A 22,657-nucleotide genomic window follows, 5' to 3' on the forward strand; every position below is an offset into this window, starting at 1 on the left:
CACGCCTCACTGCTTAGCCAGACACTTCCATTCGTCTGGTTGAGTTAGCCTTCTGCGTCCCTCCATCACTTCATACTCTAGTACAGGAATATCAACCTGTTGGCCATCGGATACACCTTTCGGTCTCTCCTTAGGTCCCGACTAACCCAGGGCGGACGAGCCTTCCCCTGGAAACCTTAGTCTTACGGTGGATGGGATTCTCACCCATCTTTCGCTACTCATACCGGCATTCTCACTTCTATGCGTTCCAGCGCTCCTCACGGTACACCTTCACCACACATAGAACGCTCTCCTACCATTACCTATTAGGTAATCCACAGCTTCGGTAAATTGTTTTAGCCCCGGTACATTTTCGGCGCAGGGTCACTCGACTAGTGAGCTATTACGCACTCTTTGAATGAATAGCTGCTTCTAAGCTAACATCCTAGTTGTCTGTGCAACCCCACATCCTTTTCCACTTAACAATTATTTTGGGACCTTAGCTGGTGGTCTGGGCTGTTTCCCTTTCGACTACGGATCTTAGCACTCGCAGTCTGACTGCCGATTATATCTCGTTGGCATTCGGAGTTTATCTGAGATTGGTAATCCGGGATGGACCCCTCACCCAAACAGTGCTCTACCTCCAAGAGACTTAACATCGACGCTAGCCCTAAAGCTATTTCGGAGAGAACCAGCTATCTCCAAGTTCGTTTGGAATTTCTCCGCTACCCACAAGTCATCCAAGCACTTTTCAACGTGCCCTGGTTCGGTCCTCCAGTGCGTTTTACCGCACCTTCAACCTGCTCATGGGTAGGTCACATGGTTTCGGGTCTATAACATGATACTAAGTCGCCCTGTTCAGACTCGGTTTCCCTACGGCTCCGTCTCTTCAACTTAACCTCGCATCATATCATAACTCGCCGGTTCATTCTACAAAAGGCACGCTCTCACCCATTAACGGGCTCGAACTTGTTGTAGGCACACGGTTTCAGGTTCTATTTCACTCCCCTCCCGGGGTGCTTTTCACCTTTCCCTCACGGTACTGGTTCACTATCGGTCACTAGGGAGTATTTAGGGTTGGGAGATGGTCCTCCCAGATTCCGACGGGATTTCACGTGTCCCGCCGTACTCAGGATACTGCTAGGTACAGACTCTGTTTCGAATACGAGGCTTTTACTCTCTTTGGCTCTACTTCCCAGTAGATTCTTCTACAAAATCTGAGTCCACATTGCAGTCCTACAACCCCGAAGAGTAAACTCTTCGGTTTGCCCTCCTGCCGTTTCGCTCGCCGCTACTCAGGCAATCGCTTTTGCTTTCTCTTCCTGCAGCTACTTAGATGTTTCAGTTCACTGCGTCTTCCTTCTCATGACCTTAACAGTCATGGATAACATGCATTACATGTTGGGTTCCCCCATTCGGACACCCCTGGATCATTGCTTACTTACAGCTCCCCAAGGAATTTCGTCGTTAGTCACGTCCTTCTTCGGCTCCTAGTGCCAAGGCATCCACCGTGCGCCCTTATTAACTTAACCTTATTTAACCTAATTCTTTCAAATTAGAAAACTCATTAATTCACAGCGTTTTCGGTTTATTTTCTTGTTACTATTTGATATAGATATTCAATTTTCAATGTGCAAATCTCTACAACTCTCTCGAGTTGTATGGAGCCTAGCGGGATCGAACCGCTGACCTCCTGCGTGCAAAGCAGGCGCTCTCCCAGCTGAGCTAAGGCCCCACAAGACCTCTCAAAACTAAACATGACGACCAATATACAGTTCCTTTTTTCCTTAGAAAGGAGGTGATCCAGCCGCACCTTCCGATACGGCTACCTTGTTACGACTTCACCCCAATCATCTATCCCACCTTAGGCGGCTGGCTCCTTACGGTTACCTCACCGACTTCGGGTGTTACAAACTCTCGTGGTGTGACGGGCGGTGTGTACAAGGCCCGGGAACGTATTCACCGCGGCGTGCTGATCCGCGATTACTAGCGATTCCGACTTCATGTAGGCGAGTTGCAGCCTACAATCCGAACTGAGACTGGCTTTAAGAGATTAGCTTGCCGTCACCGACTTGCGACTCGTTGTACCAGCCATTGTAGCACGTGTGTAGCCCAGGTCATAAGGGGCATGATGATTTGACGTCATCCCCACCTTCCTCCGGTTTATTACCGGCAGTCTCGCTAGAGTGCCCAACTGAATGATGGCAACTAACAATAAGGGTTGCGCTCGTTGCGGGACTTAACCCAACATCTCACGACACGAGCTGACGACAACCATGCACCACCTGTCACCAGTGTTCCGAAGAAAAATCCTATCTCTAGGACGGTCACTGGGATGTCAAGACCTGGTAAGGTTCTTCGCGTTGCTTCGAATTAAACCACATGCTCCACCGCTTGTGCGGGCCCCCGTCAATTCCTTTGAGTTTCAACCTTGCGGTCGTACTCCCCAGGCGGAGTGCTTAATGCGTTAGCTGCGGCACTGAGTCCCGGAAAGGACCCAACACCTAGCACTCATCGTTTACGGCGTGGACTACCAGGGTATCTAATCCTGTTCGCTCCCCACGCTTTCGAGCCTCAGCGTCAGTTACAGACCAGAGAGCCGCTTTCGCCACCGGTGTTCCTCCATATATCTACGCATTTCACCGCTACACATGGAATTCCACTCTCCCCTTCTGCACTCAAGTTAAACAGTTTCCAAAGCGTACTATGGTTAAGCCACAGCCTTTAACTTCAGACTTATCTAACCGCCTGCGCTCGCTTTACGCCCAATAAATCCGGACAACGCTCGGGACCTACGTATTACCGCGGCTGCTGGCACGTAGTTAGCCGTCCCTTTCTGGTAAGATACCGTCACTTAGCAGATTTTCCACTCCCACTAACATTCTTCTCTTACAACAGAGCTTTACGATCCGAAAACCTTCTTCACTCACGCGGCGTTGCTCGGTCAGGGTTGCCCCCATTGCCGAAGATTCCCTACTGCTGCCTCCCGTAGGAGTCTGGGCCGTGTCTCAGTCCCAGTGTGGCCGATCACCCTCTCAGGTCGGCTATGTATCGTCGCCTTGGTGAGCCGTTACCCCACCAACTAGCTAATACAACGCAGGTCCATCTGGTAGTGGTGCAATTGCACCTTTCAAATGCTTACCATGCAGTAAGCACTGTTATGCGGTATTAGCTATCGTTTCCAATAGTTATCCCCCGCTACCAGGCAGGTTACCTACGCGTTACTCACCCGTTCGCAACTCCTCCGCTCGGTGCAAGCACCAAGCTTCAGCGTTCTACTTGCATGTATTAGGCACGCCGCCAGCGTTCGTCCTGAGCCAGGATCAAACTCTCATATAAAGTTTGAGCTCTCACTCATGTTCTGTCTCGCTGACAGATTTATTGTTTCTTGTGTTTGACTGACTGAGTCTCCTCAGTCGCCCTGCACATTGGTTCGTCTTGTTCAGTTTTCAAAGGTCTTTGTCGCTCTCTCGCGACAACCATCTTAGTATATCACCTATCCATTTCTTTGTCAACACTTTTTTTCGTTTTTTTTGATTTTTTTATTACTTTTTTTAATCTTGTTTTTCTGCATCTTCTATTTTTGCCTAGTTTACAATAAAATAACTACCCCTAGTGATTTCTCTCGTTTCTTTCATTCAACTATAAAAAAGAACTTCCTAATAGAAGTTCTTGACTGCTTTACTTACTAAGCTCTGTGATAAAGCCTTTTAACTGTTCCTTCGTATGGACGCCTGCCACTTGTTTGACTACTTCGCCGTCTTTTTTAAACAATAGGGTAGGGATTGACATGATCCCATACTCCCGGGCGGTGTTTGGATTCTCGTCAACATCCATTTTGAAGATTTTCAATTCATCTTCATGAATTTCTTCGGACAATTGTTCCAAAATTGGTGCTTGCATACGACATGGGCCACACCAAGTTGCCCAAAAGTCAATCAAGACAAGACCTTCTTTTGTTTCTTCGACAAAGTTTGCATCTGTAACTGCTTGAACCATAGTTGTTCTCCTTTATTTATATTGCTAATTCTATTTTATCTTAAAAGAAAGCTTTTTCAAAATATTTGCTACGCATTCATCTCTATTGGCTAATAATAGGCTCTAAGTATTTATTTTTCCTACAACAAAGATTAATCTATTTTGTACTTTGACAAAAGTAATTCCTTCTTGAGAATAACCCTTTTTTCCGATTTCAGCAACAATAACAATCGCTTCATCTGCAACTAGGTTAAAAAAATCCATCTAGGAATAAATTTTATATATGAGTTTGTCTCCTCATTTTTACAAAAATATATAATTTTCACATGTAAGCAAAGTAGTCTATAAGCAACCAAGTGCCTATATTAGAATTTTCTACCATAATCACAAATAACTATTATCTAACCTCATGTTAAACTCTTTGCTCATTGATTTATCAATTTGATAAACTAGCTCGCTATTCAGCGTATTCTTTACTTTTGAATCCTCTATTGAGCTTACTTATCCCTTTGTAATTACAAAATTCATAGTATAAAAAAGAAATCACTCATCAGTGACTTCTCTAGAATATTATACAAGCATACCCTTCATCTTCACAAGCCAATAAATTGATAAAATAAATAAAGGAAAGGCTAAAAAGATCATGGACACAATCCCTAGACTGGTTGCCAACGCTACAAAAAGCATGCCAAGAAGGCTCGGGAGAACAAGATCTACAACACCGATGGCTGATTGAATAGATCCCATTGCATCCTCAGGAATCAAGCTCATCACTGCTGTTTGCAACCGAGGCATGATAACACCGATTGAAAAAACACCGCCAGCAATTCCCATGAGCAGCATCCAGAAATTTTGAAAGAAAAAACCAACTAAAATCAATCCACACATAGATTGACCAATATAAAGATTTAGTTTTGTAGAGACATGTTTCAAAAGATTACCACTGAGAGAACTTCCTAAAATAACTCCCGCGATATTTAAAATGGAGATAATGCTCAAAGCCTGTCCTGTCTGTAAACCTAGGAAAGGATGTTTCGATAGAAATAAGGTCGCAACCGGCACTGTTATATTGAGCAAGGCACTACTAATTGCTAAAACACAGAGTAATTTCATGATATCACCCATACCAGCTAAGAACTTAATAAATGTTAAAAGATGTTGCCAAAAAGCCTTAAAACTTAAGTTTTTATCAATCTCTAGTTCCTCTTCCATCTAGATTAATTTCCCTCGAATCAGCCATAGCCCACCGAAAGCAAAGAGAAAGGTCAAAGCATTTAAAAAAGCAAAAATTTCAATACTTAAAAATCCTAAAAATAATCCTCCACTGAGATTGCCAATAATTCGTACAGTCAGTGTACTCGCCTGTACAAATCCCATGGCTGTCGTCATATCATCCTTAATCAAGCGAACTATATCGGCGTTAGCATGAATCCTGTAAATTGACCCAAGGTATCCGAGATAAAGTTAATCAAGCAAATTAGGACAACAGATAACAAAGAAAATTTACTACTTGTCAAAATGATACCTACGCCTGTGTAGAGTAAGAATTTGACGAAAGAGAAGACAATATTTTTTCGAACCCGATTTTTCTGAAAATCTGCCACTGTCCCTAAGGCTATCTGCAAAATCTGTGGCAAAGTTTCTGAAATCGTAATTAAAAGGATGGCTAAAGGTGCAAATGGATAAGAAGACACATAACTGATAAAAGCTAGATAAAACATGGTATCTCCAAATTATGTAACTTTTATAGTTTTCAATCAATATGTTATCATTTATTTATCGAAATAAAACAATGGACTTCTCCACAAGGATTGAATCCAGTGATTTACAGGATTCAGTCCTTTTACTTTTTCTTCCCTCAAGCATTGTCTTGCGCTGCTGGAGGCTAAAGATATGAATAAGTTATAGATATTGACTTCCTGTCCACCCCCTTCAACTGTGACATCACTAACATTTTTCGGCTCTATAATTTCTGTAGTGGGTAACTTCCACTGAAGAGATTATAGAGCTTTTTCAGTGTAGAAAAAAAGTCCCATATAATCTATAATGAAAAGCGACGAAACTCACATTAGAAAGAATCATATGGAACGACTTAATAATACCACAAATCTTATCGGAATAAAAGATAAAAATATCACCATCACTTCTGCTTACAAAGTTAAATCCCATATCCTCCTTCAAGCAACCTTAGACTATCCTGCTCCTCCTTGTCCTCACTGCCAAGGAAAGATGATAAAATATGACTTCCAACGAGAATCCTCTATTCCTATGCTTGATCTTCAAGGATTTCCTACTCTTCTAAAACTTAGAAAACGACGCTTTAAATGCAAGTGTTGTCTACGTGTATCCGTAGCTCAAACGCCTCTCGTCAAGAAACATCATCAAATTTCTCAACCTATCTGGGACAAAATCACTCAACTACATACGGAAAAAGTAACGAACTCTGATATCACTAAGAAGAACCACGTGTCTGTCTCTACCGTACAGCGAAAGCTGACTAAATTCTCCTTCAAAGAAGACTACTCAAGACTTCCTGATATCCTATCTTGGGATGAATTCTCATGTAATAAGGGAAAGCTTGCATTTATCGCTCAGGATTTTCAAACCAAAAAGATTATCACTATTCTTGAGAATAATCGGCAAACAACCATTAAAAACTACTTCCTCAAATACACGAGAGAGATGAGGGAAAACGTCAAAGTCGTAACTGTAGATATGGCTGGTAACTACATTCCTATCATTAAATTCTTATTCCCGAAAGCAAAGATTGTTCTGGATCGTTTCCATATTATTCAGCACCTGAGCCGGGCGATGATGGCTACTCGGATTGCCATTATGAAGAACTGTGACAAGGGCTCTCTCCCTTATCGTGCTATGAAACATCATTGGAGAATCCTCCAAAAGGACAGCCGGAAACTCTCTAACAAACTCTTTTATTCTCGAACCTTTAGGCAAACATTAACCCCTAGAGAAGTAGTTCAAAAAACCTTAGACTTATCAGAGGAACTAAGGCACTATTATGACCTTTATCAACTCTTGATGTTCCATTTTCAAGAGAAGAACAGTGAGGCTTTCTTCGGACTGATAGAAGACTATTTACCTACTGTGAATTCTACTTTCAGAACAGTCTTTACAACCTTTCTCAAATACAGACAATACATTACCAATGCACTTGAATTACCTTATTCAAACGCTAAGCTAGAAGCTACTAACAAACTTATCAAAGACATCAAACGACAAGCTTTCGGTTTCCGAAACTTCAAAAACTTTAAAACAAAAATTCTCATCGCTTTAAACATACAAAAAGAGAGAACCAACCTGATTCTCTCTCGTATGGGATAATACTTCACCCACTACAGTTGACAAAGTGCCCATTTTTCTAAGATACAAATTTAATAAAAAAAGAACCTTGCTTCCACAAGATTCAAAGAACTATAAACTCCGCCAGTAGGACTCGAACCTACGACATCATGATTAACAGTCATGCGCTACTACCAACTGAGCTATGGCGGATAATAGCTAAGCGACTACCATATCTCACAGGGGGCAACCCCCAACTACTTCCGGCGTTCTAGGGCTTAACTGCTGTGTTCGGCATGGGTACAGGTGTATCTCCTAGGCTATCGTCACTTAACTATTCTGAGTATTTCCACACTCAAAATTGAATATCTTATCAAATCCTCTCAAGAACTAAACCACGCTATGTTCTCGTTGAATCTTACTTATTTTGGATAAGTCCTCGAGCTATTAGTATTAGTCCGCTCCATTGCTCACACAACTTCCACTCCTAACCTATCTACCTGATCTTCTCTCAGGGCTCTTACTAACTTAACGTTATGGGAAATCTCATCTTGAGGTGGGTTTCACACTTAGATGCTTTCAGCGTTTATCCCTTCCCTACATAGCTACCCAGCGATGCCTCTGGCGAGACAACTGGTACACCAGCGGTAAGTCCACTCTGGTCCTCTCGTACTAGGAGCAGATCCTCTCAAATTTCCTACGCCCGCGACGGATAGGGACCGAACTGTCTCACGACGTTCTGAACCCAGCTCGCGTGCCGCTTTAATGGGCGAACAGCCCAACCCTTGGGACCGACTACAGCCCCAGGATGCGACGAGCCGACATCGAGGTGCCAAACCTCCCCGTCGATGTGAACTCTTGGGGGAGATAAGCCTGTTATCCCCAGGGTAGCTTTTATCCGTTGAGCGATGGCCCTTCCATTCGGAACCACCGGATCACTAAGCCCGACTTTCGTCCCTGCTCGAGTTGTAGCTCTCGCAGTCAAGCTCCCTTATACCTTTACACTCTGCGATTGATTTCCAACCAATCTGAGGGAACCTTTGGGCGCCTCCGTTACCTTTTAGGAGGCGACCGCCCCAGTCAAACTGCCCGTCAGACACTGTCTCCCATAGTGATAAACTATGCGGGTTAGAGTGGCCATAACACAAGGGTAGTATCCCAACAGCGCCTCCTTCGAAACTGGCGTCCCGATCTCTTTGGCTCCTACCTATCCTGTACATGTGGCACAGACACTCAATATCAAACTGCAGTAAAGCTCCATGGGGTCTTTCCGTCCTGTCGCGGGTAACCTGCATCTTCACAGGTACTAAAATTTCACCGAGTCTCTCGTTGAGACAGTGCCCAAATCATTACGCCTTTCGTGCGGGTCGGAACTTACCCGACAAGGAATTTCGCTACCTTAGGACCGTTATAGTTACGGCCGCCGTTTACTGGGGCTTCAATTCAGATCTTCGCGTTACCGCTAAACCCTCCTCTTAACCTTCCAGCACCGGGCAGGCGTCACCCCCTATACATCATCTTACGATTTAGCAGAGAGCTGTGTTTTTGATAAACAGTTGCTTGGGCCTATTCACTGCGGCTCAGTATTACTGAGCACCCCTTCTCCCGAAGTTACGGGGTCATTTTGCCGAGTTCCTTAACGAGAGTTCTCTCGCTCACCTGAGGCTACTCGCCTCGACTACCTGTGTCGGTTTGCGGTACGGGTAGAGTATGATACATCGCTAGAAGCTTTTCTTGGCAGTGTGACATCACTCACTTCGCTACTAATCTTCGCTCCCCATCACAGCTCAACGTTATAGGTATAAGCATTTGACTCATACCACGCCTCACTGCTTAGCCAGACACTTCCATTCGTCTGGTTGAGTTAGCCTTCTGCGTCCCTCCATCACTTCATACTCTAGTACAGGAATATCAACCTGTTGGCCATCGGATACACCTTTCGGTCTCTCCTTAGGTCCCGACTAACCCAGGGCGGACGAGCCTTCCCCTGGAAACCTTAGTCTTACGGTGGATGGGATTCTCACCCATCTTTCGCTACTCATACCGGCATTCTCACTTCTATGCGTTCCAGCGCTCCTCACGGTACACCTTCACCACACATAGAACGCTCTCCTACCATTACCTATTAGGTAATCCACAGCTTCGGTAAATTGTTTTAGCCCCGGTACATTTTCGGCGCAGGGTCACTCGACTAGTGAGCTATTACGCACTCTTTGAATGAATAGCTGCTTCTAAGCTAACATCCTAGTTGTCTGTGCAACCCCACATCCTTTTCCACTTAACAATTATTTTGGGACCTTAGCTGGTGGTCTGGGCTGTTTCCCTTTCGACTACGGATCTTAGCACTCGCAGTCTGACTGCCGATTATATCTCGTTGGCATTCGGAGTTTATCTGAGATTGGTAATCCGGGATGGACCCCTCACCCAAACAGTGCTCTACCTCCAAGAGACTTAACATCGACGCTAGCCCTAAAGCTATTTCGGAGAGAACCAGCTATCTCCAAGTTCGTTTGGAATTTCTCCGCTACCCACAAGTCATCCAAGCACTTTTCAACGTGCCCTGGTTCGGTCCTCCAGTGCGTTTTACCGCACCTTCAACCTGCTCATGGGTAGGTCACATGGTTTCGGGTCTATAACATGATACTAAGTCGCCCTGTTCAGACTCGGTTTCCCTACGGCTCCGTCTCTTCAACTTAACCTCGCATCATATCATAACTCGCCGGTTCATTCTACAAAAGGCACGCTCTCACCCATTAACGGGCTCGAACTTGTTGTAGGCACACGGTTTCAGGTTCTATTTCACTCCCCTCCCGGGGTGCTTTTCACCTTTCCCTCACGGTACTGGTTCACTATCGGTCACTAGGGAGTATTTAGGGTTGGGAGATGGTCCTCCCAGATTCCGACGGGATTTCACGTGTCCCGCCGTACTCAGGATACTGCTAGGTACAGACTCTGTTTCGAATACGAGGCTTTTACTCTCTTTGGCTCTACTTCCCAGTAGATTCTTCTACAAAATCTGAGTCCACATTGCAGTCCTACAACCCCGAAGAGTAAACTCTTCGGTTTGCCCTCCTGCCGTTTCGCTCGCCGCTACTCAGGCAATCGCTTTTGCTTTCTCTTCCTGCAGCTACTTAGATGTTTCAGTTCACTGCGTCTTCCTTCTCATGACCTTAACAGTCATGGATAACATGCATTACATGTTGGGTTCCCCCATTCGGACACCCCTGGATCATTGCTTACTTACAGCTCCCCAAGGAATTTCGTCGTTAGTCACGTCCTTCTTCGGCTCCTAGTGCCAAGGCATCCACCGTGCGCCCTTATTAACTTAACCTTATTTAACCTAATTCTTTCAAATTAGAAAACTCATTAATTCACAGCGTTTTCGGTTTATTTTCTTGTTACTATTTGATATAGATATTCAATTTTCAATGTGCAAATCTCTACAACTCTCTCGAGTTGTATGGAGCCTAGCGGGATCGAACCGCTGACCTCCTGCGTGCAAAGCAGGCGCTCTCCCAGCTGAGCTAAGGCCCCACAAGACCTCTCAAAACTAAACATGACGACCAATATACAGTTCCTTTTTTCCTTAGAAAGGAGGTGATCCAGCCGCACCTTCCGATACGGCTACCTTGTTACGACTTCACCCCAATCATCTATCCCACCTTAGGCGGCTGGCTCCTTACGGTTACCTCACCGACTTCGGGTGTTACAAACTCTCGTGGTGTGACGGGCGGTGTGTACAAGGCCCGGGAACGTATTCACCGCGGCGTGCTGATCCGCGATTACTAGCGATTCCGACTTCATGTAGGCGAGTTGCAGCCTACAATCCGAACTGAGACTGGCTTTAAGAGATTAGCTTGCCGTCACCGACTTGCGACTCGTTGTACCAGCCATTGTAGCACGTGTGTAGCCCAGGTCATAAGGGGCATGATGATTTGACGTCATCCCCACCTTCCTCCGGTTTATTACCGGCAGTCTCGCTAGAGTGCCCAACTGAATGATGGCAACTAACAATAAGGGTTGCGCTCGTTGCGGGACTTAACCCAACATCTCACGACACGAGCTGACGACAACCATGCACCACCTGTCACCAGTGTTCCGAAGAAAAATCCTATCTCTAGGACGGTCACTGGGATGTCAAGACCTGGTAAGGTTCTTCGCGTTGCTTCGAATTAAACCACATGCTCCACCGCTTGTGCGGGCCCCCGTCAATTCCTTTGAGTTTCAACCTTGCGGTCGTACTCCCCAGGCGGAGTGCTTAATGCGTTAGCTGCGGCACTGAGTCCCGGAAAGGACCCAACACCTAGCACTCATCGTTTACGGCGTGGACTACCAGGGTATCTAATCCTGTTCGCTCCCCACGCTTTCGAGCCTCAGCGTCAGTTACAGACCAGAGAGCCGCTTTCGCCACCGGTGTTCCTCCATATATCTACGCATTTCACCGCTACACATGGAATTCCACTCTCCCCTTCTGCACTCAAGTTAAACAGTTTCCAAAGCGTACTATGGTTAAGCCACAGCCTTTAACTTCAGACTTATCTAACCGCCTGCGCTCGCTTTACGCCCAATAAATCCGGACAACGCTCGGGACCTACGTATTACCGCGGCTGCTGGCACGTAGTTAGCCGTCCCTTTCTGGTAAGATACCGTCACTTAGCAGATTTTCCACTCCCACTAACATTCTTCTCTTACAACAGAGCTTTACGATCCGAAAACCTTCTTCACTCACGCGGCGTTGCTCGGTCAGGGTTGCCCCCATTGCCGAAGATTCCCTACTGCTGCCTCCCGTAGGAGTCTGGGCCGTGTCTCAGTCCCAGTGTGGCCGATCACCCTCTCAGGTCGGCTATGTATCGTCGCCTTGGTGAGCCGTTACCCCACCAACTAGCTAATACAACGCAGGTCCATCTGGTAGTGATGCAATTGCATCTTTCAAATGCTTACCATGCAGTAAGCACTGTTATGCGGTATTAGCTATCGTTTCCAATAGTTATCCCCCGCTACCAGGCAGGTTACCTACGCGTTACTCACCCGTTCGCAACTCCTCCGCTCGGTGCAAGCACCAAGCTTCAGCGTTCTACTTGCATGTATTAGGCACGCCGCCAGCGTTCGTCCTGAGCCAGGATCAAACTCTCATATAAAGTTTGAGCTCTCACTCATGTTCTGTCTCGCTGACAGATTTATTGTTTCTTGTGTTTGACTGACTGAGTCTCCTCAGTCGCCCTGCACATTGGTTCGTCTTGTTCAGTTTTCAAAGGTCTTTGTCGCTCTCTCGCGACAACCATCTTAGTATATCACCTATCCATTTCTTTGTCAACACTTTTTTTCGTTTTTTTTGATTTTTTTATTACTTTTTTTAATCTTGTTTTTCTGCATCTTCTATTTTTGCCTAGTTTACAATAAAATAACTACCCCTAGTGATTTCTCTCGTTTCTTTCATTCAACTATAAAAAAGAACTTCCTAATAGAAGTTCTTGACTGCTTTACTTACTAAGCTCTGTGATAAAGCCTTTTAACTGTTCCTTCGTATGGACGCCTGCCACTTGTTTGACTACTTCGCCGTCTTTTTTAAACAATAGGGTAGGGATTGACATGATCCCATACTCCCGGGCGGATGGTTGCACCGTTTCCTTGCTACTGAACTAGAAATGATCAATTTGTAAATCGTAGCAGATAACCATTGGGGTCTTGTAGGAGAAACTCGATTTGTTCCTTTTGAATCCTTCGATAGAGTTCTTCCACCTGGTCGCAAGCGATTGAAAAATTAATGCCCTGCCCTAAGGGATATTCTAATGCACCAATGTTCCAACCGTCATCGTGGATTTGCTCAAACATGAACTGACTATCCTCAAACGACATATAGTTGTTTAGTTTTGATTTAGTACTAGGCAACGAGTCGCAGGCATAACTGGGGTTAGGCAAGACGAGTTAACGACGTAATAGATTAAAACTAAATGACTATAAAAGCAAACTTATCTTCTATTCGCTCATACTCTAGTGTAAAGCCTAGTCTTTCATAAAAAATCTTTTGTTTGTGTAATATCAAAGACAGACAATTCCGGAATAAGTTTATTGAAATGCATGGCAAGTTCTCCATATGCTTAAAAGCATCTACTGCTAGTCATTACTTAAAAGTCACGATGGTAGCGCCACTTCCTCCAGCATTTTGAGGTGCATAGCCGAATTCTTTAACCTGTTTATTGCGACGGAGATATTTGGTCACTCCCTCACGGATGACACCTGTTCCGATACCGTGGATAATATCGACTTGCGCCATATTATTAAGCAAGGCTTGATCGATAAAGGCATCTAATTCTTCCATTGCTTCTTCGTAGCGTTTTCCTCGAAGATCTAAGCGGGCACTCGGTCCTCGACCGCTGGTACGTTTGACAACATTGATCTGTTTTTTCTTAGGTGTTTCTTCTTTTTCTACTTTAACGAGGTCAAACTCTTTTTCGTCTAACCTCATCTTAATCAAACCAACTTGGGCTTCCCAACGTCCGTCTTTGAGTTGTTTAACAAGGCTACCGCGTTGACCATAGCTGGTCACAACAATCGCGTCTCCAACTCGTGGTTGACGTTTTTTCTTGGCTTGTTTTAAAACCTTATTTTTCGATAAATCCACCACTTCTGGCGCTAGCTTTTTCAGCTGGCTTTTGGCTTCAATGATTTCATGAGGTTTGAGACTTGCTTTCTGATGAAGATTTTGCAAGATACTGTCACTTTCAGCCAAAGCCATATCTACGATTTCCTTCGCTTCTAAGCGTGCTTTATTTAGCTCCGTTTCTTTTTCTCGGTTTAATTCGTGGTAAAGTTTTTTAAGCACACGATTAAATTTGAGATTATCTTGCTCTACTTCACGGATATGATCCAAGCGTTTACGACTTTCCAAGGTTTGCTCTTCGAGCTGCTCAATAATGCGATTGACATCATTATCAGTATCCGTCATACCTTCTGCCTCACGGACAATGAGATCCATCAAGCCCAAGCGTCTAGCAATCTCAAAGGCATTACTACGACCAGGAACTCCCTGCATAAAACGATAAGTCGGACGCAAGCTATCCGTGTCAAATTCCATGCTGGCATTTTGCACCCCTTCGGTCTCAATCCCATAAGCTTTCAACTCAGGATAGTGGGTTGTCGCCATGGTTTTAATCCCTCGAAGTCGTAAATCTTCCAAGATAGCAATGGCTAATGCTGCCCCTTCTTGTGGATCGGTTCCTGCTCCTAACTCATCAAATAAGACTAGGGATTGCCCATTTACTCGCTCCAAGATGGAAACGATATTGGTCATATGGCTTGAGAAGGTCGATAAACTTTGCTCAATCGACTGCTCATCTCCAATATCTGCAAAAACTTGATGGAAAACTCCAATCCGGCTCCCCTTATCTGCCAAAATAGGTAGACCAGCCTGTCCCATCAACTGCGCCAAGCCAAGGGTCTTTAGCATAATGGTTTTTCCACCTGTATTGGGTCCTGTGATGACCAGCGCTGTTAAGTTTTCACCAAAATACAGGTCATTTGCCACAGCGTTTTCCACCAAGGGATGACGGACATTGAGAAGTTGCACATCTTGCTGCCTAGACAGATTAGGAACCACTGCTTGATAGTCTTGCAAAAATCGAACCTTGGCACTGGTCAAGTCTAAATGTCCAATAATCCAAGCGTTATTAGCAATTTCTTGAGCATAAGGACGAATCATGCTAGACAATTCTTCTAAAATACGCAAAATCTCATAGCGTTCATCCGCTTTATGACTAGCAATTTCTTCATTCAAATTGACCACAGCCCGTGGTTCGATATAAACCGTGTTTCCACTGGCTGAAATATCATGCACGACCCCTGCAATCCGATTGCGATAGGTATTTTTAACAGGCAAGACATTTCGACCATTCCGGCTTGCGACAACCTGATCCGCCAGCATATCGCCTTTGTGTTTAAGAATGTCTTGCAAAATCTCTCGCACTTGGTGCTCATTTTCCTGAATGTTTCTACGAATGCGGGCTAGGTTGTCACTGGCAAAGCTTTCTACAAAACCACCATCGTTAATGGCCTGCAAACTCCCTTGGATCGTCGGAAAATCCACTAGATTTTCAAACAAACGAGATAAACGTTCCAAGCGAACATTTTCTAATTCTCCATAAAACTGAACCAGCTCATGACTGACAGCTAATAAACGCTTAAGAACTAGAAATTCTTCAATGTTTAAATCACTTTCTAACTCCAAGCGTTTCGTAATCGCCGAAACATCCTCTGTGGCTCCCAAGGCAAAATGAGGTTCTTCTACAAAAATCGCCTGCATTTCTTGCATTTCTAAAAAGGCTGTTTCAATTTTTTCCGCCTTATCGGTCGGCATAAGCTCAATAAGCTCCCTTTGCCCCTGCTCTGTTACCAAATAGGGGATAAACAAATCCTTGACTTTTTGAAATTCCAAGGTTTCTAATATTTTTTGATTCATCTTTTTTCCTCTTTTTATGTAAAGAAACTCAGCTAGCTACCCAACTGAGTTGTCCTTTATCCGATTATCTTTGTCACCCAAAGCGTCTTTAAGAGATTGCTTGTAATAGGGACATGGTTGATGAGAAATCGCACTAAACTACTAGCATTCAAATGGTTTTGAATCGTTCCCATCGGAACTGTCGCTAAAATTGTCAGCACCATTTGTAAACCAAACAGGGTCACACAAACGGAACAAACACCTGCAAGGAGATTAAACTTTTTATCATCTAAATAATTCAAGGGCAACACATGCAGGAAAATTCCCACAAAACGCCCAACGGTATAAACCACTGTATAAATCAGCAAAAAGGCTATCCCTGCATAAAAGACCTGATCCAACTCAAACAGCTGTTGACTAGAAAAGAAATAGGTCGTTGCTCCTTCTTGAGCATTGGCATAAGGGACTAAGAGACTGATTGTTTTTGACAAGGTTTGATAAGATTGGCTAGCGATCATCACAGCCACCACAGCAAGTAGGGTATAAAATCCTTGTAGAATCAAACCCCTACTATATCCGATATAAAAACTCCAAGTCAAACAAATGAGTAAAAGAATTGAAATCATTGCTCGACCTCGTCTTCACTCGCTTGTTTTTGTGTGTTTTTGACAACTTTTTTACGCAGAATTTCCAATTCTTGCTCTAAGTCATCGACTGCAATTTCTCTCTCCAGCTGCGTAGACAGACTGTTTACAGCTAATAAAATAGCTAATGTTTCGTCATCTGCCATCGGCATGCTTTCTTTGAGAGCTGCGTATTTCTCTGTTGCGACTTTTTCGACCTCTTCCATAAACAAATTATCATGCTCGGTTGTTAAGGTTAATGTCTTGTTTCCAAATGTAAATTTGTATCGATTTAGATTTGCCATAAAATTTACCTCAAGACATTATACCAAAAAGAGGAGATTTTGTCAGTTTTTATAGTAATTTCAGTGTTTTTTATAGCTTTTATGATTATAATGTCCACCCTCACCCAAGCAGTCTATTATTTTTTAAAATATAGCGGAATACAGGCGGTTACGCTATATTGTTTTTCCGATGAAGCGGCAATAAATTTCGATGTTCATTTTTCGACCTCTTCCTTTACTGGTTGATGGATGATAATCTTATCGATTAATTCATTGAGAATTCTTGGTGTCAATTTAGATAGTGTCGTGTAATCTTCAATCACTTTCGTAAATTTTTCAATCTCCTTATTGTACTCCATTTCTTGACGTAAGATAGTCTAAAATGTTTAAAATCTATTTATTCCAAACGAAAAGCAGGCACACCGCCTGCTTTTCGTTTGTTCACATCTTAACTTCTCGTACTTGTAAAACAAAGACTTTTTCATTTGCCAAACAATCTAACCAATATTGTCTGTCTTGTTCGGCTTCGCTTTGGTACAGTTTCATCCAATAGATTTCGGCTTGTTTAAAATTTACAAACGAGTAAGAATAAGTTAATGCCGAATGCTCGCCGACAGGAAAGACAACTTCGAAAGTACTTTTTTCGAAAATATAGTCCAGCGATTCGATATTAGATACCAGTTCGCTAATTGCGGCTAATTGGCAATTTCCCGTTTTGAGTAAATGGAAAGTCTCTTGTTTCATTTCGAAATTCTCCATATTTTCATGCTTGTTTTGCTTTAATTTTTCGGACATATTTTTCCTCCTTATCTGTTAACAGTGACATCATAGCTCTCTTTGGCTAAATAGTCCAATAGTTTAAAAGATTTTTATTACATTTTAGGAAATAAAAAATAGTGCCGAATTGTCAAGTTAAGTGCAACAGTGTGTATCTGATGTAAAGTTGAGTTTGGTATTAGGCTGCTTGGGCTATCCCAAGCAGAGTTTTGGCAGACTGATAGCCTAATAATCTTCTTGGTCTCTGGTTGATGGCTGAGGTAGTCGTAGCTAAGCTCTCAGCTGTGATGGATTTGATGGGGTACTCCTTAAGGAGTTGAGACACGGCTTCGTTCACATACTCCGCCTTCTTCCCAGCCAGATAGACGGTGATCGCGTAGCGTGTCTTGCGTTCAACCAGGGTCAGGATAGATGGCTCTCCAGCTGTTTTCAATCCAAGGACAGAGTCAATCTCCCAATGTCCAAACTCAGAACGATTATTGATTTCTTCTAGGCGTTCCTCAATGGAAGTCCCCAAATGCTTCTTAGTTGATGTACGCTTCTTGACCTTTGGTTTTAGTCGCATGGCACGAGGTAAGTCAATAGGCTTAACTGCCAGTAATCCTTGATGAATATAGGTGTACATGGTTTTAGTGCTGGGAACTAGCTCATCAGGATTGTCCTGCTTATAGGCATGAATAAAGGTATCGACACTATGAATTCTTGGCTTAGCCAACATGGCCTCCGTAAAGGCGGTTAGGAAAGACTCTGAGACCTTTTCAAGTTTCAGACAGTAAACAGCCTCCCGCCTCTTTTCAGCCAGATTTTGGGCTGTCTCATCGAAATAGTCCTGAAAATAAACGAGTTTACCATTGACTTTCTTGACTTGCTGGACAGAGCCTCGCTTAATCTCGCGTGAGATGCTGGAACGGTGAACGCCTATTCTACGAGCAATCTCAGCCATGGAATGACCATCAGACAACCAAGCCTGAATTTTCCCTCTCTGACCTGCTGTCAGATGCGTATAAGAACGTTTTGTGGTACAATCAGTAGTGGACATGTTTATCTATCTTTCTATACTTTGTTTAGCAACTTTAGTATATCAGATAAACATGTCTTTTTCTGTTGCTCTTCATTTTACAACGGGGGAATAAAAAATAGTGAGCACAATCGCTATTTTATGGGATTATGGGTGGATATTAAATATTTTTAATTTTTACTGCTGTCAGACTCGTCCACATATTGAAACTACCTTTTCATTTCATCGAAATGAACTTTATCAATATCTTCAATGAATCTCATTAGAGTTTTACTATTCTCGATAATTTCCTCAGATTTAATTGGTCGATGTGATAAGACATTGATAAAAGTCAACAAAGCTCCTAGCCTGCGTTTAAAATTATTACCAACTTCCTTCCCAGTTGCATTTTGATATATTTCTTGAATTTCATTTTGATTATTTCGTTGTGGTAGAAGACCAGGTTTCTTGAAATATAAAAACTCTTCAAAAATTCTTCTCATACTGTTGGCAGCATGGTAAGTATCGCAAGAATCAAGCTCATTTGTTTTTTTGTCTTTTAATTGATAGATCTCTAAGAATAGCTTCTTGTATGGGGTGATATTTTGTTGGCAAGTTCGAATTTCACTATGAAAATCCTTATCTGGATTTTTGAAAACTTCAAAAAGTCCATATTTATCATTATTCACTTTAATACCGTATGTTATTTGACAAAAATCATCCCAAGAATGGGTAAGTAAAAAAAGTTGAATATTATCCTCGGAAAGAATTTTTTTCATCATTTCCAAAACATAAAATCTATTAGTTTCATCTAAGCTAGATATAGGATCGTCTATTACTACTAATTCAAGGTCATCTTTTAATTCTTTTTGCTCACTATCCTTATATAGTTCAAAATAGAAATATAGTAATGCTAACAGATTTTTTTCACCCTCACTTATATTTGAAATTGATAAATTAATATTATCTAATGAATGTTTTAGATAATAATTATTATTTTCTAATATAAGCTCTATCTGGATTCCGAGGCTGGTTAGAATTTCATTCAAAAATTCCATGAAATCCTTATATTCGGACTGGCTCTCTTCAAGTTTTCGGATTTCTTCATTATATTTTTTATTACTTTCCTTAGTTGATTCTATTTTTTTCTCGCTCTCTTGAATTTCTTCTAAATTTTTTTGAATATCTGAGTCTTCAATAGCAATAGCGATAGATCCTTTTGCAAGCTTTTCGACATTACTTATAGTGATATTAATTTCATTTATTTTGTCGTTGCGAGTTTTAGTTATAGTACTATTAACCTGTTCGACTTCTGTCTCAAAATCTAGTATGTGATTTTTTAGTGAGATAGATAAGTTCATATTTGAAATTTTTTCATCAATTTTTTCAATAATTGTGTCTATGTCGTGAAGCTGCTTGAAACTAAATAATCTATTAATTTCATCTTGCCCCATTTCAATGATAGTTAAGGTCATCTTCTTTGATTTTGCTTGAGTGACTAACTCCTTGTTGTCACTTAATGTATCTTTTATTTTTTCAAGTCTTGATATATCCTTCCGTTTAGAGTTCTGTTGATATGTTTTGATTCTATTTTTAACATCTTGCAAATTCAAAGTATTGTGACAGAATTTGCATTTTGATTCAGCTTTGTTGTGTAATTCTATACCTTTTTCAAGCCACTTTATTACTTCGGAGGTTGTTGGCATATCATCTGTAAGTGGATATTGCTTATTTAGGGATTTTTCTAAAAAATCTAAGTCATCTTGAGGAATCTTTGTAATGTTTAAATTTGGAAGCTCAGCATTGATTATCTTGTTTCTATCATTCTCAAGTTTTTTAATATCTGCAGAAAAATTTTTAATATATTCTCGGTTTGAATTTATTTTTAAAGCTGAATCTAAATCACTTTTATATTGTTGTAATATTTCTTCAATAGTAAATTTGGACTGCTTTCGCTTTATATTTGCTTTTCCTTTTTTTGAATCATGAATCTTATCAATGTGTTCACGGAGTAGGTCTCTGCTTTTGCTACATTGTTTTTCGTCAATGTGTACATCTATAATTTTAGATTTTATTTTTACGATTTTTTCAGCAATATCTGCATCATTTTTACTGAATGAAATCTTCACCCCTTTAATTAGAGAGTCATCGTCATTAAGAAGAAGTGTATTAGAAACATAGTCAGCATTAAAGAATCGAAATGAAGTTTCGGAAGCTCCGCTGTCTTTATAGGTATTGATAATACCATTTGATAAAGAACTTTTCCCTCGACCATTATAGCCAAATATAACGTTCTTATTTTTGAAAAAATTAGGCGGTGTGGAGTAATCTTTAAACGATTTTAAGTTAAGGTTTTTAATTTGTTCAATCATATATAGTCCTTCTTTTCTCTCTTTTAATGAGTATATTATATCATATTATTCTTCCTGTAGAGTTGCATAGTAATTTAACAAATAAAAAGGTTAAAAGTACCTTTGGATAATGCTTTTAGCCGAGATATAGATGGTTTATATTATCTCGTATACTTGGACTGCTGGGCAAGATATGATATAATAGAGGGCATGAATAGTATCAGCCTTACACCGAGTGAAGAAACTATTAAGCAATTTGTGAGTAAACACCAAGCTAATCTTGCAAATAGTAACAATCAATATATTCGCTATTTTTTTAGACTGAATCAAGCAACCGTCTCCATCTATACTTCTGGTAAAGTTCTAATCCAAGGAGCAGGGGCTAAAGCTATTGCCCAAGACTTTGGCTATCAGGCTCCTGAAACAAAAGAAGTGATCTACCATCAAAATCTTCCATTAATAGGAACAGATGAAGTTGGAAACGGTTCTTACTTTGGTGGCTTAGCTGTCGTGGCTTCCTTTGTCACACCTGAGCAACACCCTTTTTTGAGAAAATTAGGGGTAGGAGATTCGAAAACTCTGACAGATATAAAAATCAGACAGCTAGCACCACTTTTGAAAAAGGAGATTCAGCACCAAGCCCTTCTCCTTCATCCTAAAAAGTACAATGAGGTGATTGAGTCAGGTTACAATGCTGTCTCTGTCAAGGTGGCGCTTCACAACCAAGCCATCTATCTATTACTCAATCAAGGAGTGAGTCCTCAAAAGATTGTCATCGATGCTTTTACCAGTCAGAAAAACTATGAAAAGTATCTGAAAAACGAACGAAATCACTTTAAAAATCCGATCAGCTTAGAAGAAAAAGCCGAAGGAAAATATCTTGCCGTTGCTGTTAGCTCGATTTTAGCACGAGATTTATTTTTAGAGAATCTAGAGCAACTCAGTCAAGAACTCGGCTATACATTACCAAGTGGAGCAGGAAGTAAAAGTGATCAAGTTGCCAAGCAAATCCTCGCTGCCTATGGAATGGCTGGTTTAGCACAATCCGCCAAACTTCATTTTAAAAATACAGAAAAAGCAAAAAAATTGCTAGAAAGGTAATTTATGAGTAGACGAAATAAGAAACAAAGTGCATTTGCTCACTTTTTAGCCGAATGGGGTGTCTTTACCCTCATGATGGGATTGATTTTCCTTTCCTATCTCTTTGTATGGAATGCCGTTCGTGTAGATGGACACTCGATGGATCCGACTCTAGCTGACGAAGAACGTTTGGTCGTCGTCAAAGTGACGCCAATTGACCGCTTTGATATTGTCGTTGCCAAGGAAACCGATGAAGATGGCAAGGAGAAACAAATTGTCAAACGTGTTATCGGCATGCCGGGCGACACCATCCGATACGAAAATGACCAACTCTATGTCAACGACCAGAAGGTAGAGGAGCCTTATTTGGCTGACTACATGGCAAAATTCAAGGAAGACCGCTTGCAAACTACCTACTCTTACAACAGTTTCTTCCAGCGTTTAGCACAAAACGCCCAAGCCTTTACAGTCGATAAAGACGGGAATCCAAGCTTCACTATTGAAGTCCCACAAGGCGAGTATCTCCTACTCGGTGATGACCGCATCGTTTCAAAAGATAGCCGTCAAGTCGGAACTTTCAAGGCAGAGCAAATCCAAGGTGAGGTCAAATTCCGTTTCTGGCCGTTCACCAAAATCGGCACATTTTAAGAATCTGTATTTATAAACGAAGTCTTCTAGTGGGGAACTTATTTTATGATAATCAAGTCGTTTTTTTGAAGGAATACTTGACTATATTTCTAGAAAAACAAGGCTGAGTAGCGGAAAATAAGCCCTGAATAGAGTCGCTGAGCTGTGAATATAGATTCTAAGCAACCACACCAAGAAAGGGGTGGGACAGAAGCCCTTGGGACTCC

The 22,657-nt window shown here is 42.0% G+C and carries 14 protein-coding genes, 3 tRNA genes, 5 rRNA genes and 2 pseudogenes (1 of these 24 only partly in view); 3 read left to right on the plus strand and 21 right to left on the minus strand.

Annotated elements, in window-relative coordinates; genetic code table 11:
• The 7 genes from AB1I63_06725 to AB1I63_06755 all read right to left on the minus strand — a co-directional run.
• Positions 1 to 1,511 (minus strand): 23S ribosomal RNA (locus tag AB1I63_06725); it reaches 1,393 nt to the left of the window's first position.
• 130 nt (positions 1,512 to 1,641) lie between these two features.
• A tRNA-Ala gene (locus AB1I63_06730) sits at positions 1,642 to 1,714 on the minus strand.
• A gap of 56 nt (positions 1,715 to 1,770) precedes the next feature.
• A 16S ribosomal RNA gene (locus tag AB1I63_06735) occupies positions 1,771 to 3,318 on the minus strand.
• Together the 16S and 23S rRNA genes with 1 tRNA gene alongside form the textbook arrangement of a ribosomal RNA operon.
• Positions 3,319 to 3,660: 342 nt before the next feature.
• The gene (gene trxA / locus AB1I63_06740; GenBank protein MEW4354574.1) at positions 3,661 to 3,978 is read right to left on the minus strand and encodes a thioredoxin; all 318 of its coding nucleotides are present in this window, start codon (positions 3,976 to 3,978) and stop codon (positions 3,661 to 3,663) included.
• Between the two features lie 549 nt (positions 3,979 to 4,527).
• Complete coding sequence (locus tag AB1I63_06745) at positions 4,528 to 5,169, minus strand: hypothetical protein (GenBank protein ID MEW4354575.1); 642 nt, start codon at positions 5,167 to 5,169, stop codon at positions 4,528 to 4,530.
• Positions 5,170 to 5,346, minus strand: a complete 177-nt coding sequence (locus AB1I63_06750; GenBank protein MEW4354576.1) for a hypothetical protein — start codon at positions 5,344 to 5,346, stop codon at positions 5,170 to 5,172.
• A gap of 20 nt (positions 5,347 to 5,366) precedes the next feature.
• Entirely contained in the window at positions 5,367 to 5,678 is a 312-nt protein-coding gene (locus AB1I63_06755) for a hypothetical protein (GenBank protein MEW4354577.1), read from the minus strand.
• Between the two features lie 361 nt (positions 5,679 to 6,039).
• Between AB1I63_06755 and AB1I63_06760 the strand changes: the two genes are divergently transcribed.
• On the plus strand, positions 6,040 to 7,299 hold the full coding sequence (locus AB1I63_06760) for an ISL3 family transposase (protein MEW4354578.1): 1,260 nt from the start codon (positions 6,040 to 6,042) through the stop codon (positions 7,297 to 7,299).
• A 97-nt stretch (positions 7,300 to 7,396) separates the two neighbouring features.
• Here the strand turns inward: AB1I63_06760 and AB1I63_06765 are convergent.
• The 14 genes and pseudogenes from AB1I63_06765 to AB1I63_06830 form a co-directional block, all read right to left on the minus strand.
• Positions 7,397 to 7,470: transfer RNA gene (locus AB1I63_06765), tRNA-Asn, on the minus strand.
• Positions 7,471 to 7,475: 5 nt separating this feature from the next.
• A 5S ribosomal RNA gene (rrf, locus tag AB1I63_06770) occupies positions 7,476 to 7,591 on the minus strand.
• 93 nt (positions 7,592 to 7,684) lie between these two features.
• A 23S ribosomal RNA gene (locus AB1I63_06775) occupies positions 7,685 to 10,588 on the minus strand.
• Between the two features lie 130 nt (positions 10,589 to 10,718).
• Positions 10,719 to 10,791 (minus strand) — tRNA-Ala (locus AB1I63_06780).
• A gap of 56 nt (positions 10,792 to 10,847) precedes the next feature.
• A 16S ribosomal RNA gene (locus tag AB1I63_06785) occupies positions 10,848 to 12,395 on the minus strand.
• 342 nt (positions 12,396 to 12,737) lie between these two features.
• Positions 12,738 to 12,866: pseudogene (locus AB1I63_06790) on the minus strand (thioredoxin family protein).
• Positions 12,867 to 12,906: 40 nt separating this feature from the next.
• A pseudogene (locus tag AB1I63_06795) lies at positions 12,907 to 13,116 on the minus strand (VOC family protein).
• 262 nt (positions 13,117 to 13,378) lie between these two features.
• A complete protein-coding gene (locus AB1I63_06800) occupies positions 13,379 to 15,712 on the minus strand; it encodes an endonuclease MutS2 (GenBank protein MEW4354579.1) in 2,334 nt (777 codons plus the stop codon).
• A gap of 56 nt (positions 15,713 to 15,768) precedes the next feature.
• Positions 15,769 to 16,317 carry a CvpA family protein gene (locus AB1I63_06805; protein MEW4354580.1) on the minus strand — a complete coding sequence of 183 codons (549 nt, stop codon included), beginning with the start codon at positions 16,315 to 16,317 and terminating at the stop codon, positions 15,769 to 15,771.
• On the minus strand, positions 16,314 to 16,619 hold the full coding sequence (locus AB1I63_06810) for a hypothetical protein (protein MEW4354581.1): 306 nt from the start codon (positions 16,617 to 16,619) through the stop codon (positions 16,314 to 16,316). Before AB1I63_06810 ends, AB1I63_06805 begins: the two co-directional genes overlap by 4 nt.
• Before the next feature lie 194 nt (positions 16,620 to 16,813).
• A complete protein-coding gene (locus tag AB1I63_06815) occupies positions 16,814 to 16,957 on the minus strand; it encodes a DUF4368 domain-containing protein (GenBank protein ID MEW4354582.1) in 144 nt (47 codons plus the stop codon).
• Between the two features lie 82 nt (positions 16,958 to 17,039).
• Positions 17,040 to 17,393 (minus strand): hypothetical protein, encoded by a 354-nt coding sequence (locus AB1I63_06820; protein MEW4354583.1) that lies wholly within the window; start codon positions 17,391 to 17,393, stop codon positions 17,040 to 17,042.
• A gap of 160 nt (positions 17,394 to 17,553) precedes the next feature.
• Entirely contained in the window at positions 17,554 to 18,414 is an 861-nt protein-coding gene (locus AB1I63_06825; protein ID MEW4354584.1) for an IS30 family transposase, read from the minus strand.
• Between the two features lie 188 nt (positions 18,415 to 18,602).
• The gene (locus tag AB1I63_06830; GenBank protein MEW4354585.1) at positions 18,603 to 20,744 is read right to left on the minus strand and encodes an AAA family ATPase; all 2,142 of its coding nucleotides are present in this window, start codon (positions 20,742 to 20,744) and stop codon (positions 18,603 to 18,605) included.
• A gap of 189 nt (positions 20,745 to 20,933) precedes the next feature.
• On the opposite strand from AB1I63_06830, the gene rnhC reads away from it, so the two are divergent.
• Together rnhC and lepB are read left to right on the plus strand one after the other, a co-directional pair.
• Positions 20,934 to 21,824, plus strand: coding sequence for a ribonuclease HIII (rnhC, locus tag AB1I63_06835; GenBank protein MEW4354586.1), 891 nt, complete (start codon positions 20,934 to 20,936; stop codon positions 21,822 to 21,824).
• A 3-nt stretch (positions 21,825 to 21,827) separates the two neighbouring features.
• The gene (gene lepB / locus AB1I63_06840; GenBank protein MEW4354587.1) at positions 21,828 to 22,451 is read left to right on the plus strand and encodes a signal peptidase I; all 624 of its coding nucleotides are present in this window, start codon (positions 21,828 to 21,830) and stop codon (positions 22,449 to 22,451) included.
• Positions 22,452 to 22,657: the final 206 nt, after the last annotated feature.

Source organism: Streptococcus pneumoniae (genome assembly GCA_040719455.1).
Taxonomy (GTDB): domain Bacteria; phylum Bacillota; class Bacilli; order Lactobacillales; family Streptococcaceae; genus Streptococcus; species Streptococcus pneumoniae_G.

Excerpts from the sequence above, each read along its gene's own strand:
- AB1I63_06745 (MEW4354575.1), bottom strand. The coding sequence starts at position 5,169 with ATGGAAGAGGAACTAGAGATTGATAAAAACTTAAGTTTTAAGGCTTTT.
- rnhC (MEW4354586.1), top strand. The coding sequence starts at position 20,934 with ATGAATAGTATCAGCCTTACACCGAGTGAAGAAACTATTAAGCAATTT.
- AB1I63_06830 (MEW4354585.1), bottom strand. The coding sequence starts at position 20,744 with ATGATTGAACAAATTAAAAACCTTAACTTAAAATCGTTTAAAGATTAC.
- AB1I63_06810 (MEW4354581.1), bottom strand. The coding sequence starts at position 16,619 with ATGGCAAATCTAAATCGATACAAATTTACATTTGGAAACAAGACATTA.
- AB1I63_06760 (MEW4354578.1), top strand. The coding sequence starts at position 6,040 with ATGGAACGACTTAATAATACCACAAATCTTATCGGAATAAAAGATAAA.
- AB1I63_06825 (MEW4354584.1), bottom strand. The coding sequence starts at position 18,414 with ATGTCCACTACTGATTGTACCACAAAACGTTCTTATACGCATCTGACA.
- AB1I63_06805 (MEW4354580.1), bottom strand. The coding sequence starts at position 16,317 with ATGATTTCAATTCTTTTACTCATTTGTTTGACTTGGAGTTTTTATATC.
- lepB (MEW4354587.1), top strand. The coding sequence starts at position 21,828 with ATGAGTAGACGAAATAAGAAACAAAGTGCATTTGCTCACTTTTTAGCC.
- AB1I63_06815 (MEW4354582.1), bottom strand. The coding sequence starts at position 16,957 with ATGGAGTACAATAAGGAGATTGAAAAATTTACGAAAGTGATTGAAGAT.
- trxA (MEW4354574.1), bottom strand. The coding sequence starts at position 3,978 with ATGGTTCAAGCAGTTACAGATGCAAACTTTGTCGAAGAAACAAAAGAA.
- AB1I63_06800 (MEW4354579.1), bottom strand. The coding sequence starts at position 15,712 with ATGAATCAAAAAATATTAGAAACCTTGGAATTTCAAAAAGTCAAGGAT.
- AB1I63_06820 (MEW4354583.1), bottom strand. The coding sequence starts at position 17,393 with ATGTCCGAAAAATTAAAGCAAAACAAGCATGAAAATATGGAGAATTTC.
- AB1I63_06755 (MEW4354577.1), bottom strand. The coding sequence starts at position 5,678 with ATGTTTTATCTAGCTTTTATCAGTTATGTGTCTTCTTATCCATTTGCA.
- AB1I63_06750 (MEW4354576.1), bottom strand. The coding sequence starts at position 5,346 with ATGACGACAGCCATGGGATTTGTACAGGCGAGTACACTGACTGTACGA.